This is a genomic window from Proteus vulgaris, from assembly GCF_023100685.1.
GTDB lineage: Bacteria > Pseudomonadota > Gammaproteobacteria > Enterobacterales > Enterobacteriaceae > Proteus.
In genome coordinates this window covers 859,624-876,164 of the sequence record NZ_CP090064.1, presented here as the reverse complement: position 1 = coordinate 876,164, position 16,541 = coordinate 859,624, and the positions used below count along the sequence as shown (strand labels likewise).

The 16,541-nt window shown below is 38.2% G+C and carries 14 protein-coding genes; 10 read left to right on the top strand and 4 right to left on the bottom strand.

Going from position 1 to position 16,541, the window contains the following annotated elements; genetic code table 11:
* The 5 genes from LW139_RS04110 to fbpC all read left to right on the top strand — a co-directional run bounded on the left by LW139_RS04110 (position 1) and on the right by fbpC (position 7,220).
* Positions 1-1,557 (top strand): MASE1 domain-containing sensor histidine kinase, encoded by a 1,557-nt coding sequence (locus LW139_RS04110; RefSeq protein WP_166539532.1) that lies wholly within the window; start codon positions 1-3, stop codon positions 1,555-1,557.
* Between the two features lie 82 nt (positions 1,558-1,639).
* Complete coding sequence (gene uhpC, locus LW139_RS04105; protein ID WP_166539531.1) at positions 1,640-2,977, top strand: MFS transporter family glucose-6-phosphate receptor UhpC; 1,338 nt, start codon at positions 1,640-1,642, stop codon at positions 2,975-2,977.
* Positions 2,978-2,979: 2 nt separating this feature from the next.
* Complete coding sequence (locus tag LW139_RS04100; protein WP_109392034.1) at positions 2,980-4,011, top strand: ABC transporter substrate-binding protein; 1,032 nt, start codon at positions 2,980-2,982, stop codon at positions 4,009-4,011.
* 74 nt (positions 4,012-4,085) lie between these two features.
* Positions 4,086-6,164 carry an ABC transporter permease gene (locus LW139_RS04095; protein WP_247850647.1) on the top strand — a complete coding sequence of 693 codons (2,079 nt, stop codon included), beginning with the start codon at positions 4,086-4,088 and terminating at the stop codon, positions 6,162-6,164.
* A 15-nt stretch (positions 6,165-6,179) separates the two neighbouring features.
* On the top strand, positions 6,180-7,220 hold the full coding sequence (gene fbpC, locus LW139_RS04090; protein WP_166539529.1) for a ferric ABC transporter ATP-binding protein: 1,041 nt from the start codon (positions 6,180-6,182) through the stop codon (positions 7,218-7,220).
* 243 nt (positions 7,221-7,463) lie between these two features.
* On the opposite strand, the gene LW139_RS04085 is transcribed toward fbpC, so the two are convergent.
* Together LW139_RS04085 and dsdX are read right to left on the bottom strand one after the other, a co-directional pair.
* Positions 7,464-8,792: a D-serine ammonia-lyase gene (locus tag LW139_RS04085; protein ID WP_109407931.1), complete on the bottom strand. Its 1,329-nt coding sequence runs from the start codon at positions 8,790-8,792 to the stop codon at positions 7,464-7,466.
* 12 nt (positions 8,793-8,804) lie between these two features.
* The gene (gene dsdX / locus LW139_RS04080; RefSeq protein ID WP_109407932.1) at positions 8,805-10,142 is read right to left on the bottom strand and encodes a D-serine transporter DsdX; all 1,338 of its coding nucleotides are present in this window, start codon (positions 10,140-10,142) and stop codon (positions 8,805-8,807) included.
* A gap of 223 nt (positions 10,143-10,365) precedes the next feature.
* Here dsdX and dsdC point away from each other — a divergent pair, with 223 nt between their 5' ends.
* Positions 10,366-11,310, top strand: a complete 945-nt coding sequence (dsdC, locus tag LW139_RS04075; RefSeq protein ID WP_109407933.1) for a DNA-binding transcriptional regulator DsdC — start codon at positions 10,366-10,368, stop codon at positions 11,308-11,310.
* Between the two features lie 18 nt (positions 11,311-11,328).
* Positions 11,329-11,985, top strand: a complete 657-nt coding sequence (locus LW139_RS04070) for a hypothetical protein (protein ID WP_166539527.1) — start codon at positions 11,329-11,331, stop codon at positions 11,983-11,985.
* 76 nt (positions 11,986-12,061) lie between these two features.
* On the opposite strand, the gene LW139_RS04065 is transcribed toward LW139_RS04070, so the two are convergent.
* Both LW139_RS04065 and gss read right to left on the bottom strand, forming a co-directional pair.
* Positions 12,062-12,415, bottom strand: coding sequence for a hypothetical protein (locus LW139_RS04065; RefSeq protein WP_166539526.1), 354 nt, complete (start codon positions 12,413-12,415; stop codon positions 12,062-12,064).
* Between the two features lie 86 nt (positions 12,416-12,501).
* A complete protein-coding gene (gene gss, locus LW139_RS04060) occupies positions 12,502-14,379 on the bottom strand; it encodes a bifunctional glutathionylspermidine amidase/synthase (RefSeq protein WP_166539525.1) in 1,878 nt (625 codons plus the stop codon).
* Between the two features lie 598 nt (positions 14,380-14,977).
* Here gss and LW139_RS04055 point away from each other — a divergent pair.
* From LW139_RS04055 to LW139_RS04045, 3 genes are all read left to right on the top strand, one after another.
* Positions 14,978-15,265, top strand: a complete 288-nt coding sequence (locus LW139_RS04055; RefSeq protein WP_247850646.1) for a helix-turn-helix domain-containing protein — start codon at positions 14,978-14,980, stop codon at positions 15,263-15,265.
* A gap of 301 nt (positions 15,266-15,566) precedes the next feature.
* Positions 15,567-16,124, top strand: coding sequence for an iron transporter (locus tag LW139_RS04050; RefSeq protein ID WP_247850645.1), 558 nt, complete (start codon positions 15,567-15,569; stop codon positions 16,122-16,124).
* 69 nt (positions 16,125-16,193) lie between these two features.
* Positions 16,194-16,541, top strand: a complete 348-nt coding sequence (locus LW139_RS04045; RefSeq protein ID WP_109407937.1) for a cupredoxin domain-containing protein — start codon at positions 16,194-16,196, stop codon at positions 16,539-16,541.

Below are 16,541 nucleotides of genomic sequence, written 5' to 3'. Positions count from 1 at the left end.
ATGAAAAGAGGACTGCGTTTTCTTCTTCAATCCCTCTTTTTATTACTCACCTACTCTTTACTTTGGCTATCACTTTGGGTGATTGGTTTCTATTTAAGTAAAAATGGGCAACAAGCTGCCCTTTTCTTACCTCAAGGTCTGCGATTAGCCTTGATTATTTTACTTTGGCGGCGCTTTTGGCTACCGATGTTATTCGCCGAATGGGGGCTTTATTACTGGCTAACGCAAGAGCAATTAATTACCCATGCTATTATTTATCTTTCTCCATTATTAAGCCTAATTATCGCCTTAGAAGTTCAACGTATTTGGTGGCGGTATCCACTCTACTGGCAACGCTTAACCTTGTTAATTGGCGCTGTTGGCTTTAATAGTCTGTTACAAGCCTTTATTCTTGGCTTTTTTATTAATACCACCAGCGGAATTTTTCTGACCTCAGTCACCGGTGGCATATTACTCGCACCTTTTGTTTTTTTACTTTATGAATATCTTCGTGAATTACAAAGTCGAGCGTTAATCTCTGATGGAACACCTGATCCTCCGTTAAGAACATCATTATTAATGTGGGGATTTCTATTTTGCCTTATTGGATTAAGCGCACAGTTTTTTTTAACACCAGAAATAGAGCGCTTATTAGTTATTCTCGTTTTTATTCCTAACGTCTTTATGGCCTACCGTTATGGTTGGCAAGGTGGCGTATTATCGGCATTACTCGGAAGTTTAATTATTACCTTTGCTCGCCAAGTAAACGGCGCATTTAATGACTTACGTGAATTAGAAATGTTCTTAACCACTCAAGCTATTATTGGTATTGGTTTAGGGATAGCAATAAGTCGCCAACAGCAATTAGCCCATAATTTACGTCATTATCGATTACGCCTAGAGCAAGAACTTCAAGCCAGACGTGAATTGATGGAGCAATTGGTTCATACCGAAGAAGATGTGAAAAAAGCGATTGCACGCGAGTTACATGATGAAATTGGACAAAATATTACCGCAATCCAAATTCAATCAATGCTAATGAAGAAAACAGCCAATAACGATAAAACGCGACAAACTGGTGAACAAATAGAACGTCTGGCATTACAAATTCATCAATCTACACGTCAACTACTCCGGCAATTGCGCCCCCCTGTTTTAGAAGAAATGTCTCTTGAAAAAGCCCTGCACCATTTAATCAACGAATTTGCCTTCAATGACAATGGCATCACCTGTAATTTTAATTATTCATTAGATAAAGAGCCTGAAAACGAAACTATAATTTTTACCCTTTATCGTTTGGTACAAGAGTTATTAAATAATATTAGTAAACATGCCAATGCAACCTATATTGAAGTTTCGTTAACCCAAAGCAAAAACCGTCTACGACTGATCATTAGCGATAATGGCATTGGTATGCTCCCCACATCATTATCAACACAACAAAGTAGCGGTTTTGGATTACGTGGCATTGAAGAACGCATTCGCGCTTTAGGCGGAGAATGGGAAGTGATAAATCATCATGGTACGAAAATAATTGTTAACTTACCCACAAATTCAAAAGAAAACAGTGAAAACTAAGAATAAGTCTTAGTCATCTACAACCTTATCTCATTCTTTTTCGCGACATTTTTTTTACATTTGCAACATCAAAGAGGATGTTATGTCAGGTAAAAATTCGGCATCAATAAATAAGACCTATAACTTTTGGCGCAAAAACTTAATGCTGTCGATGATTATCGGTTATGCCACTTTCTATCTCACACGTAAAAGCGTCAACTTTGTTATGCCCGTTATGCAGGTTGAATTGAATTTAGATAAAGGAGATATCGGTTGGATAGCCAGCCTTTTTTATCTCACTTACGGCTTATCTAAATTTGTTTCCGGTATTTTCCATGATAAATGGGGATACCGCTGGTTTATGGGTGTGGGATTAGTGATGACAGGCATTATGAATATTATTTTTGCCTATTGCCTTTCGTTTCCTGCACTGCTTTTGGTCTGGGCACTAAATGGTTTCTTTCAAGGATTTGGCTGGCCTCCTTGTGCAAGGTTATTAACACACTGGTATTCACGCAATGAACGTGGTTTCTGGTGGGGATTATGGAATATCTCAATCAACCTTGGCGGGATGAGTCTTCCTATTTTAACTGCGTGGCTAGCGACGCATTATAGTTGGCAAGTCGCACTGCTTGTTCCCGGTATTATCGGCATTATCATCGGATTGTGGCTGTGTGTGCGATTAAAAGGTACTCCTGCAGAAGAAGGGCTTCCTACAGTGGGCGTGTGGCGACGAGATGTTTTTGAATTACGTCAAGAGCAGGCTTCTCCCCCTAAACCCATGCTAACTATTTTGAAAGAGAGCATTTTATTTAACCGAATGATTTGGTTACTGGGTTTTTCCTATATTTTGGTTTATCTCATACGTATGGCGATAAACGATTGGGGAAATATCTGGTTATCAGAAACACATGGCGCCAACTTATTGAGTGCTAATGCCATCCTCTCTTTATTTGAAGTGGGGGGGTTATTAGGGGCGCTATGTTCAGGTTGGGGCTCGGATCTCTTATTCCGAGGCCAACGAGCACCAATGATATTGCTGTTTTCACTCGGACTTTTTACCGCAGTGGCAGCGCTTTGGTTAATTCCAATTCATCATTATGCACTACTCGCAGCCTGTTTTTTTAGTATCGGTTTCTTCGTGTTCGGACCACAGATGTTAATCGGGCTTGCTGCAACAGAATATTGCCATAAAAACGCAGCAGGCACGGTAACTGGCTACTTGGGATTGTATGCTTACTTAGGGGCTGCAATGGCAGGTTGGCCATTAAGTCAGGTCATGGCGCATTATGGTTGGACTGGGATGTTTGCATTATTAACCAGTGCTGCGGCCTTAATGGGACTACTGCTAATGCCATTGTTGATTGCTGATGTCAGCAAACAAGAGCATTTAGTAGGCCCTCTTTCATTTTCCGATGACGACACATTTAAAAGGTTCTGAACATGAAATTGAAAACCCTCTCTACACTTGTTGCTGCAGGTCTGGCACTTTCTGCTGTTAGCTTATCAACCCACGCTGCAGGTCGCTTAGTGGTTTACTGTAGTGCGACAAATGCAATGTGTGAAGCTGAAACAAAAGCCTTTGCCGAAAAATATGATGTTAAAACAACTTTCGTTCGTAATGGTTCGGGAAGTACTTTAGCTAAAATTGAAGCTGAAAAACGTAACCCACAAGCTGATGTTTGGTATGGTGGAACGATGGACCCTCACTCTCAAGCAGGTGAAATGGATCTGTTAGAACCTTATGTTTCACCAAATCTTGATCAGATAATGCCACAGTTTCGTGATCCAGCTAAACGCAAAGGTAACTACTCTTCTGCAGTTTATGTCGGTATCTTAGGCTTCGGCGTGAATAAAGATCGTTTAAAAGAAAAAGGGATTGCTATTCCAACTTGTTGGAAAGATTTAATCAAACCTGAGTATAAAGGTGAAATTCAAATCGCCGATCCACAAAGTTCAGGAACTGCTTATACCGCACTGGCAACCTTTGACCAGTTATGGGGCACTGAACAAGCCTTTGATTATCTGAAGAAAATCAATACTAATATCTCTCAATACACCAAATCAGGTATTGCCCCAGCGCGAAATGCAGCTCGTGGTGAAGCCGCCATTGGTATTGGTTTCTTACATGATTACTCATTAGAAGTTGAAAATGGTGCACCGCTTGAATTGATTTCACCTTGTGAAGGTACAGGCTATGAAATCGGAGGTGTCAGTATCATCAAAAATGCCCGTAATATGGATAATGCTAAATTATTCGTAGATTGGACACTCTCAAAAGAAGCGCAAGAAATTAGTTGGAAAGAAGGTAAATCTTACCAAATCCTAACCAATACCTCTGCAGAGTCTTCACCAATGGCACTGAAATTATCAGACTTAAAACTCATCAACTACGACATGGATAAATATGGCGATAGTGAAGTGCGTAAAGAGTTGATTAATAAGTGGGTAACCGAAGTAAAAATGGGTAAATAGCTCATTAACAGAGCGAGATAATCTCTCGCTCTCTTTTTCACATAATAATAAATACATTTACTCTCGGGGGATTTATGTCTCACACACTCGCTTTACCTGAAAAAAAGAGGCGGGATCCCATATTTTTATGGATCCTAATTGCTTGGATGGCTTTTGCGTTACTGCCGTCATGGAGCCTTGATTACGGTCTTTTAGATTCTACAGCAGATGAATTAATCACCTCTTACGGTTGGAGTAGTATCAATATCAGTTGGCTCTGGTTTGTATTACCAAGTTTACTGCTCTTTCGTTCATTAAACGAACCTAAGCGTGAGGTTCGTTCTCGCCACTATTTTGATGCAAGTTTTGCCTTACTTTGTGCTGTTATTACGATAGTTAGTGCAACGCTTGAAGGACGAGGTTTAGGTTACTCTGCGATCATCCTCTTTATTTCTCTGGGAATGATCATGAAAACCGCCTTAACACGCTTGGAATGGCTTGGTGGTGATAGCTTTGTTATTGGTTCTTTGATAGCCGTTGTTGCACTGATTGGCGCTTTTATTATCTTTCCTAGTATCGCTATTTTTATTCCGATGTTTAAAGATAGCGCAGGCAATTTCGCTCCATTTGAATTTATTGCTATCTTAAGCCAAGCTCATATTGTACAAGTGATGCTCAACTCCATAATGCTCTCTATTGCTGTGGGGATAGGTTGTACTTTCTTTGGTTTAATTCTAGCAATTTATACATCTCGTATTGCGGTGCGATCAGCCATTATTGGTCGAGTCTTTTCTATCTTACCTATCGTAACACCTCCTTTTGTTGTCGGTTTAGGGGTCACACTTATGATGGGGCGCTCTGGTTATGTGACAGAGTTTCTTGCCACTTATGCAGGGCTTGAAAATACCAACTGGTTATACGGCTTTACAGGGATTTGGTTGGCCCAAGTTCTCGCCTTTACCCCAATGTCGTTTATGATTTTAGACGGTGCCATTAAAACTATTCATCCTTCATTAGAAGAAGCGTCTTACACCTTAAGAGCCAACCGTTATCAAACCTTCTTTAACGTCTTTATGCCGTTACTTAAGCCCGCGTTAGCCAATGCATTTTTAATTGTGATTGTGCAATCTCTTGCTGACTTCAGTAACCCATTGGTTTTAGGGGGTAACTTTGACGTTATCGCCACACAGATTTATTTCTATATCACAGGTTCTCAATTAGATTATCAATCAGCCAGTACATTAGGTGCGTCACTGTTAGTTTTCTCACTATTAGTGTTCTGCGTACAGTATATGTGGATTGGTAAACGCTCTTACGTCACCGTATCAGGAAAATCCTATCGTGGTGATGTTCAACCTTTGCCATCGTCTTTGATTGCATTTGTAACAACTGTTCTTGGCATTTGGGTTGTGTTTAATATCTTCTTATATGGCAGTATTTTCTACGGTAGCTTTACCGTTAACTGGGGTGTTGATTACACCTTAACCCTTGATAACTTTATCAAGTTATTTGGTCAAGGAATGAGTGACGGTGCATGGCCTTCATTGTTGGATACCTTGTTATATGCAGGTATTGCTGCGCCTATTACAGCCATTCTTGGATTGTTAATCGCCTATATCGTCGTGCGCCAAGACTTTAAAGGTAAGAAAAGTATTGAGTTCACAACAATGCTTTGTTTCGCTGTACCAGGGACTGTTGCGGGTGTCTCTTATATTCTTGCGTTTAACGACTCACCGTTCTATTTAACAGGTACTGCGGCGATTGTGATTATCTCTATGACAATGCGTAATGTGCCAGTAGGGATACGTGCAGGTATTGCGGGATTAGGCCAAATTGATAAATCGCTGGATGAAGCCTCTTTAAGCTTAAGAGCAAATTCAATGAGAACGATTTTCTATGTGCTATTACCGTTATTGCGCCCAGCTATTTTGTCTGCGCTGATTTATAGCTTTGTGCGTGCAATTACCACAGTCAGTGCCATTGTTTTCCTTGTTACACCAGATACACGTGTTGCAACTGCTTATATTTTAAACCGTGTTGAAGATGGTGAATACGGTGTCGCAATTGCCTACGGCTCGATTTTAATCGTCGTCATGTTGGCAATTATTTTCTTATTTGACTATTTGATTGGCGAAGCCCGTGTTTCACGCTCTAAAGCCAAAAATGCACAGTAATACGGAGTATAAATCATGACACAACAACATTTCGTTGAACTGAAAAATGTTATTAAGCGTTTTGGCTCTAACACAGTTATTGAAGATCTCAGCTTGTCTATTCCACAAGGAAAAATGGTTTCATTATTAGGACCTTCTGGCTGTGGTAAAACAACCGTTTTACGTTTAGTTGCTGGGTTAGAAAAACCGACAGAAGGTAAGATCTTTATTGATGGTGAAGATGTCACTGAACGCTCAATTCAACAACGTGATATCTGTATGGTGTTTCAGTCTTATGCCCTTTTCCCTCATATGTCATTAGGGGAAAACATTGGTTATGGCTTAAAAATGCTTGGGCGCCCTAAAGCAGAAATAAAACAACGAGTGACTGAAGCCTTAGAGCTGGTGGATTTAGCCGGCTTTGAAGATCGTTTTGTTGACCAAATTTCAGGCGGCCAACAACAACGAGTTGCATTAGCTCGCGCCTTAATTTTAAAACCGAAAGTACTGCTTTTTGATGAACCTCTGAGTAACCTTGATGCTAATTTACGTCGTAGCATGAGAGAGAAAATTCGTGAATTACAACAACAGTTTAATATCACTTCTCTTTACGTAACCCATGATCAAAGTGAAGCATTTGCGGTTTCTGATATGGTATTGGTGATGAATAAAGGCAAGATAATGCAATTAGGCTCACCACAAACTCTTTATCGCCAACCGGCTTCTGAATTTATGGCCAGCTTTATGGGAGATGCAAACTTATTCCCAGCAACATTAGGCCCTGATTATGTTGATATCTTCCAATATCGTCTACCAAAGCCAGATACATTTAACACCACTAAAACAGACGTTAGAGTTGGAGTTAGACCAGAGGCTATCACCTTATCTCAACAAGGCGATGCCTGCCAGCAATGTAAAATCGTGCATGTGGCTTATATGGGGCCTCAGTATGAGGTAACCGTCGAATGGCAAAATCAGACTTTGCTATTACAAGTCAATGCCACACAGCTTCAACCAAATGTCGGTGATAGTTATTACCTCCAAATTCATCCTTATGGCATGTTTATTTTAGAATAAACATAATATTGAATAGCATAAAAATAAGCGAGGCACCCAATGGGTGCCTCTTTTTTTATGATTATAATACTACGACATTTTCCCCTGGTGTGACATCCTGGTGTGAATGTTTGATGTAACACTTGGTTTAATCCATTGTTACTATATTATTGTTTTATATAATAATTATTGGATACTCGCACTACTCCCTTTTATTTTATATGGAACGATAAAAAACAAACCTTATCGTCCCGGATCTACGCTCTATTTTCCTTGAGCGAGATATTTTTGCATTTCATCTGCAGGAACCATACCACCACCTGTAGCCCATACTAAATGCGTTGCATTTTGCATTTTTTGACTGTCTAGTGATAAACCTTGCAGATAATCTTTAGCTTGAGTGACATGTACAGCTCCTGCCATTCCAGCTAATGCCGAAGGTTCTAACTTAATTCCTTCTTCTTTATTTAACAGACTTAGCAAGTCATAAAGCTCTTGATCATCAATAGTGTAATAACCATCAATTAAGCGCTCCATTGCACGCCCCACGAAGCCTGATGCGCGACCAACAGCCAGACCATCAGCAGCAGTCACGTTGTCGATACCAATTTCTTGTACTGAAATACCTTCATGTAACTGGGTATAAACCCCCAATAACATACAAGGTGAATGTGTTGGCTCAGCAAATAAACAGTGCACAGCATCACCAAATGCCAGCTTTAGCCCAAACGCAACACCACCAGGACCACCACCAACACCACAAGGCAGATAAACAAACAGAGGATGTTCACTATCAACACGAACACCTTGTTCTTCAAATTGACGTTTCAAACGTAATCCGGCAACGGCATAACCCAAGAATAAGGTTTTTGAGTTTTCATCATCAATAAAGAAACAGTTAGGATCTTTTTCTGCTTGTTTACGACCTTCTTCTACAGCAATACTGTAATCTTGTTCATATTCAACAACATTAACGCCATGGGAACGTAATTTGTCTTTTTTCCACTGACGTGCATCAGCAGACATATGAACGCTTACACTAAAGCCTAATTTCGCACTCATGATCCCAATAGACATACCTAAGTTGCCTGTTGAACCAACTGCGATACTGTATTGGCTAAAGAATTTACGGAATTCATCAGAGAATAATTTTTCATAATTATCATCTGTACTCAGTAATCCTGCGTTTATTGCCAATTTCTCCGCGTGCGTTAATACTTCATAAATTCCACCTCGCGCTTTAATTGAACCTGAAATCGGTAAATGGCTATCCTTTTTCAAACGCAACTGACCGCTAATGGTTGTGTTATAACGCTTTTCAAGAGCAACTTTCATCTTAGGAATATCAACCACTTCTGATTCGATAATTCCTTGAGTAACCGCTGTTTCTGGAAATGCTTTAGCTAAATAAGGTGCAAAACGTTGTAACCGTGCTTGTGCATCAATTACGTCATCTTGCGTTAAACCAACATATGGAAGTCCCTGGTCAGTGGTGGTCACTTTTGGGTTAAACCAAACCACTTCTTTTAAGTCCACTAAGTCACGAACTAGTGGAAAATTACTTATTAGTTTATTTATATCTATATGGCTCATAGTCGTTCTCTTTTATATGACAAAAGAAAGCATAAATGTACCGCCTAATGCGACAAAGGAGGCAATAAAGGTCGCGACACTGTAAAAACGAAAAGTTTCACTTAAAGTTGCATTACAATACTGTTTCACTAACCAAAACAGTGAGTCTGTGACGATGGTACAACCAATAGCACCTGAACCAATCGCTAAGGTAATAATTTCAGGGCTAATGTCTGGGTATAAAGGCATTAATGGTGCAACAATTGCAGTAGCCCCCATCATTGCAACCGTTGCAGAACCAACAGCAGCATGAAGAATAATGGCGACCAACCAAGCCAATAAAATAGGATGCATGTCCAAGTTAGAAAGAATTAATGCTAAAGATTCACTTAAACCACTGCCTTTTAGGATGCCATTAAAAGCACCACCAGCACCAATGATTAATAAGATATTGGCAATAGAGCTAAAACTATCTTCTGTTTTCTTCAATAAGATATTCATGCCCATATTACGGCGAATACCTAAAACATAATAAGCGACAAAAGCAGCAATAAACATCGCAGTAATTGGGTTACCAATAAACTGTAATGCAGTATAAAGCGAAGTACCTTTTGTCATATTTAATTCTGCAGCTGTTTTTATCAGCATCAGAACAATTGGCAATAATACTGTAAAAAGAGTAGCGCCGAGTGAAGGTAAATCTTTTTCTTCACGAACTTCCATATCTGAAAATTCTTCAGGTACGGTTTTAAACGGCAAACGCTCACCTAATACTTTTAAGAATAACGGGCCACCGACTAATGAAGCAGCTAAACCAACAGCAAGACCTGCAACAATCACGGTTCCCATATCTGCGCCCAATTCATTAGTAACAAACAGTGCGGCTGGATGAGGAGGAACAATGCAATGAACAGCCATTAATGCTGTACATAAAGGGATGGCTAATTTTAATAATGATGTATTTGTTTTTTTCGCAATAGAGAAAGCAAGTGGAATAAGCAATACCACACCAACTTCAACAAAAAGTGTAATACCACAAATAAGACCAACTAATACCATAATAACGTCTGGAGATAACCAACGACACTTTTGCAATGTAATACCGATGCGTTCTGCGGCACCTGATATTTCCATCATTTTACCAAGAATAGTACCTAAACCGATAATTGCTGCTAAAAATCCGAGTGTACCGCCAATACCATTTTCAATCGCATTCACCATTTCTAAAGGGTTCATCTTCATTGCAGTACCGACAAAGAAGCTGGCCAACAGTAAGGCTAGAAACGGGTGAAACTTAAGTTTTATTATAGTAAAAACAATGAGCAAGATACTAATTATAAGAGTACCTAGTACCCATAATGTTGAATCCATATATCCATCCCAAATCTTTTATTTATTGTTAAACATATTGAATATTAATCATTCGGCACTTACAAATGATGAAAATTTACACTAAGATGAATTCAATTAACTCAAATAAGTGATCTCAAGCACAAATAATCACATTTTGATGAGTGATAGCATGGTATTTCATCTTAACATTACCTTGATTGTTAACTAACGTTACTATCAACAATAAAATGAGAATAAAAGAATGTTTGAATCTTCTAGCGTGATTTTAAGAAATAAACGATTATCCAGTTATCAATTAGCCAGACTTCACACTTTTGAAGCAACCGGTCGTCACCTTTCATTTGCTTTAGCAGCAGAGGAGCTGTCATTAACTCCCAGTGCTATTAGCCATCGTATTAATACACTAGAAGAAGAATTAGGTATTAAGCTATTTGACCGCTTTCATCGCCGAATTGAACTAACAGAAGAAGGTGAACGCATTTATTGGGCACTTAAAAAAACGTTAGAAGACATTAACCAAGAAATTTTAGATATCCATAACCAAGAAATATCTGGTGTGCTTACCGTTTATTCACGTCCTTCCATTGCTCAATGTTGGTTAGTTCCTCGTATTTCAGATTTTACTGAACGTTACCCATCCATTGAATTAAATCTGCTCACAGGAAATGATGATATTAATTTTCGAGGCTATGGTATTGATCTCGCAATCTATTTTGATGATAAACAACTACAAAATCTTTATTGCGAAGACTTAATTTCAGAATCGATTATTCCGGTATGCAGTCCTGAATACGCCAAAAAACATGAGCTTATAAACAATATTCATCATCTCTCTAATTGCACATTGCTACATGATAGACAAGCATGGAGTAACAACTCTGATTTTGATGAATGGCGAGCTTGGAGCGAATATATGGGGCTTTCACTTTTCCCTAATCGCAGTAATATCTGTTTTGACCGTTCTGATCTTGCTGTGATTGCTGCCGTTAATCACTCGGGTGTCGCAATGGGAAGAAAGCGTTTAGTGCAGAAACAGCTGGCCAATAAAGAATTAATTATCCCTTTTGATAATAGCGAACTTTTTTGTGCTCAGCGTTATTACCTTGTCACTCGAAATGAAAAGAATAATGCCAAAGTACAGCTTTTCATTCAGTGGTTGAAAAAACAGATCAAGGAAAGCATGTAATTTCTTAAGGAGAACCCAATGAAAGAGATGACATTTTCAACACAACAGATAGTCGCTATTGCAGAATATGCTGGTTTAACCATCTTAAATAAAGAACAACTCACTGAGAATAAACGTTATATCTTAGTTGACTTATTGGATGTGAAAACAGATGAAGGGCTTTATTACGGTGCTGCAGTACTAGATTTTAGTGACGTTTATCGCAAAGCACGTATTTTAGAATTTGGCAACGAAGGCTATCAACGAGCTCAAACTCGAGAAAAACAAATCCAAGACTATAAAAATAATCGAAAAGCCCAAGAGCCAGATACCTATCAGCCCCCTATTCATCGTTATAGTCACTACACCGATTTTCAAATAAACCTAACGGCTATCTATCGTCGTTATGGTTATGAAATCGAATTTGATACAGAAACCGAAAAAGTTTGGAGCTCTTTAGATCCCGATGGCGCACTATTTGATTTACTCAAAAATGCTGATGATACACTCTCTTTATTAGAAGATTGCGAAATGTCATGCACTTATCACAAAGAGAACAAAGTGTGGTCTGTCACTTCAGTAGAAAATGACACGGTTGAACACACATCACTCAATCGAGCTATTGCTGAGTGTTTTTTATTAATGACAGATCATTATGCTGATGATTGGCCTAACATCGAAAACATTCTTTATTAAAGAAATTACAAATAAAATCATTAGTTATCAATATATTATAGCTAATTATTTAATCTTTATTGCTAATAAGCAACATCTAACTCAAACACCGAAAAGCATCATACTCACGATAATAGTTAATTTCTTCAATGATCCACTGTAAGGTTTTTTGTTCAACTTGTTGAGTTTGATAAAATAATGCCAAATCACAAATCACCATCCAGCCACGTAAATTTTTATCTTCAACAGCTTTTGGCATTTCCATTTTTTCGTCATCAAGATAAATCTCATCATCCGGTAATTCTTGGATGTAATCCCAAGGAATATAATAAAAAACGGCCTGTTCTGGATGACTATTCCACATTGAAATCTCAGTATATATCCATTCATTTGACTCAAGTGTTGAAAGTGATGCCAATAACTCATCAAGGGTTAAGAATGTTTTCATCATTTTTATTATTCACCTCAACATCGACTGCTATTTAAAACAAACCCGCCAATAAGGCGGGCTATTATTAATACCAAGGTATTGTTGTCTTATTTTACTAAAAAGTGTTTATCTTCAATCACGATCAACGGTTCTATATCACTCTCTTTTTTAATTACCAGCGTAGGATCAGAACGTAAGCAACAACCGCCGTAATGACCACCAACAGTAAATGTGCAAACTTGAATATAACGATTTGCTACTTTTGGTAAACACCATAATTCCTGATAAATATTTTCTTGGTGATCAAATTGACCGTGGGTTTTATCTAACACATTTTCTTTATGATCAACTAGACCAATGTTACTGCCACAACGACCTGCTATCGGTTTAACTGCATAACCACTTTGTGCAAGATGAGGAGTCACTTTAAAATCCGTATCTAGTAAATAAGGATTATCAGGGAACAGTTGCCATAAAACTGGTAAAATTGCTTTATTACTAGGAATAAGTGTCCAAAGAGGCTCAAAAACCGTAATTTCAGGACGCAAAAGTACATCGACTAAACGTACTTCTCCTTCAGGATGTCCTGTACGTATAGGAATAAGTGCTTGTTGTTCACTCTCTTCTCTGAGTTGATCTAAAGCCGTTTCCCAAGCCCATGTTTTCCAGACACATTCAACAACACGTTTATCTGCATCAATTAATTGACCACGATTATTCCAATGAAGTTCATCTAATCCACGTAGAATTTTGCTCTCATAACCGGCTTGGGTCAGTGATTGTTGCATAAAGAGTGCATGGTAATCTTCTTCACTATCATCATCTTGAAGAATATGCACAAAAGGTTTCGCATCACTGTGTTTCCAAGCATCAGCTAATGCATCAAGTAAGCGCTCACCAGGATTAAAACCTTCTTTAATTCCACTTTGTTGCGCCCATTTTTCAATAATTAAGCCTGCTTCTGTGTGGCAAGAGGCGGAGTCCGCATTATATTCATATACTTTGACACCACGTTCATCCATACAAAAATCTAATCGTCCCGTGATCATTTGATGGCGCCTGTTTTGCCATGACAAACGAATACGAGGCCATAACACGTCAGGGATATCGAACAAACGTAATAAATTATCGTCTTTTAATACTTTTTCGGTCGCATGCAAATACATCAAATGCATCTCATTGCTTGCTCGAATAAGTTCTTGTTCGGCGCTTTCTGAAATGGTGAAGTATTCGTAGCTGTTTTGATTGATGATATGACCGTGTTGCGCTAGAACATAGGCTTTTTCTAGAGGTGAGTTTTCATCTAACCATTTCCCATCGAATTGACCTTTATTTTCAAGTTTTTCAGCATGAATATTTAACAGTTTAGGTGTGATTTTAGGCTGAGGAAGACTATAAGCATTAGGTTCCGTTTGGATCATCCAACCTAAAAGCGTTGTGTTATCAAAAGTATCTTGAACAAAGTAGCCGTTATCACTGATGAGAAGCGGTAATTCTCGTGTCCATTGCTGGCCTGCGGGTAATCTAGTATGGATAACGTTTTGTTCTGCAATACGGATTTTATCTTCAAGCACTTCGGTGATCACAGCAACATGACCGGTCACTTTAAACTCACCACCTTCTTGCCAAATCAGTAAGGCACCAACCGCTGGTGCCTGCTTACCACCATTAGCAAATGCTTGGAGAGGTAATATATCGTCATCAATGGTTTTACGTAAAAAACGCAATGAGAAAATCTCATAAGCCATTCCTACATCAGTAAATACAGCGCCGTAATGCAGATAAAGGAAACGACGAGCAAACTCAACACACTGCCACTTGTGCCCCATATATTCATTGCCAATATAGCTACGGAATGAATCATTAGCGGCATAGTCTTCTTTATCGATACTACTGTAATCTGAAGAGTAAATCGCGACACCGCCAGGCGCATAACCTAGCAATGTTCCAAATGGTTCATGACGAATGATATCTTTTACATTCATAATCTCGACCTTGACGATAAATAGATAATTACCAGTAATACTCATAATCTACCTAAGTATTATAGATAACAATCTTAACGCCATAGAGTATTGGAAGTGAATGTAATTTTATTAATTTCAATAAAGTAAAAAGAGGTACGTAGCTTTAGTGCTATTTAAAAAGGAAAATTTGGTTCAAATAAAAAAAAACTCAAAAATAACCCATCATAAAAAATATAAATGGTATTTTCGAGTATAAACACAGTCAAAGAGGGCTTTATCATTTTTGTTATAGCCTCATTATTTACTCTTTATTAATCATAAATGCGAGTGCAAATAATGGATAAAATGGTGTTTAGGCAATATATAGCACTGTTTATCAAATTTTTCTCGATTATCCTGCTAGAAAAAAGAAGGATATCAAAATAGTTTAATAAAAATTAATATCATCTTATAGCCTGACGGGTATAAATAATTCATCCCATTAACCGATAACACTATAGAATGGATTTTACTCATTCAAGCCGGAGTGCTTGTTTACTTTGAAGATCCATCTCAGAAACTTGATATTCGAATTATTGAATATTATTGGTGGTTGATAGGAAGAATGAGGTCACTAATGTCAAAGATTTATCCCATTTCTCAAATTATTGGGCATAAAATTCGTAAACAACGCCAGCAACTTCGCTTATCAGCAAAGATTGTCGCTGAACGAGTGGGTATTAGCCAACAACAATTTTCACGATATGAGAATGGGCTATGTAAAATTGATGTTGATATGCTCTTTCATATTGCTCAAGAGCTAAAAGTGACACCTGCATTTTTTTTACCCCCTAATGAAGAGCAAGTTTCTGCTATCGCGCTGACACAGTCCAAACAATTTTGGAGTGCTCAAAGCCAAATTTAATATTCTTGGTATGGAAATCTTCTGTTTATCTTCTTATTAAGATAAATAAGGTTTCCATTTATCACTCTTAATTTGATGTTCCTCATAGGCATTATCACTTAGAATTATCAATTCTATTTACCCTTTCTCTTTAAACCAACAAATTTTTTTCTTTTATAAAAGAAAATGTTAATACATTTTTCACTGTTTCTTTCGTAAACTTAAGCGATATTTTTCGTATAGATTATCTCCTATTTCTAATACAAATTGTGTTAACCTAATTAAGAATAATAACAATTATCATTTGAAATAAGGGTTAAACATGAAATATCGCTATGCACTCTCTCTTACTGCATTATCATTTCTCTCAACCTCGGCTTTTGCTCTAGAGTACCCTGTAGGCCATCCTATTATTAAAAATGGCATGGAAATTCAGGGGGTTTACCTTCAACCTATCACTATGGATACCGAAGAAGGTCATCATGCGATGAACCATCTTGCAGCTGATAAAGCCGATATCCATTTAGAAGCCGATATCCATGCTACAGAAGATAATCCTAATGGCTTCGCGGAAGGTGACTGGATCCCTTACCTCACTGTTGAATACACCGTGACAAAATCAGATGCGCCAGCGAAAAAACAACAAGGCATTTTTATGGCAATGGTGGCTAATGATGGCCCTCACTATGGCGAGAATCTGAAACTCGATGGTAATGGTCAATATAATGTCACTTATAAGATTTACCCACCTTCATACAATAAAGATATTACATTTGGTCGCCATATCGACAAAGAAACGGGTGTTGCGCCTTGGTTTGAACCCTTTGAAGTTTCATGGGATTTCACCTATAGCGGCACAGGTCGTAAAGGTAGTTATTAATTAGCTTGATAACGGATAAGCCCAACAATATTGGGTTTATCCTTTTTCTCTTTTTTAAGTGAAACGCTGATGATGAAACATCTCTATAAATACACGTTATTACTGCTATTAATGATAACAAGCTCTGTTTTTGCTGCAGAGAAATACACCGTTGAATTAGAAATGAAAGATGGTGAACTTATTCCTCAAGTGCTCGAAGTACCTGCCAAAACCCCCATTAGAATAAAAATCCGTAATACAGGCACCAGCCCTGTTGAATTTGAAAGTACACAGTTACGTAAAGAAAAAGTATTAGCACCTGGCGCTAATTCTGTCGTTGTGATAGCACCACTAAAACCGGGTCGTTACACCTTCTTTGATGATTTTCATCTTTCTCACCCTCAAGGTGAAATTGTTGCAACTGAAAAGGCAGAGTAA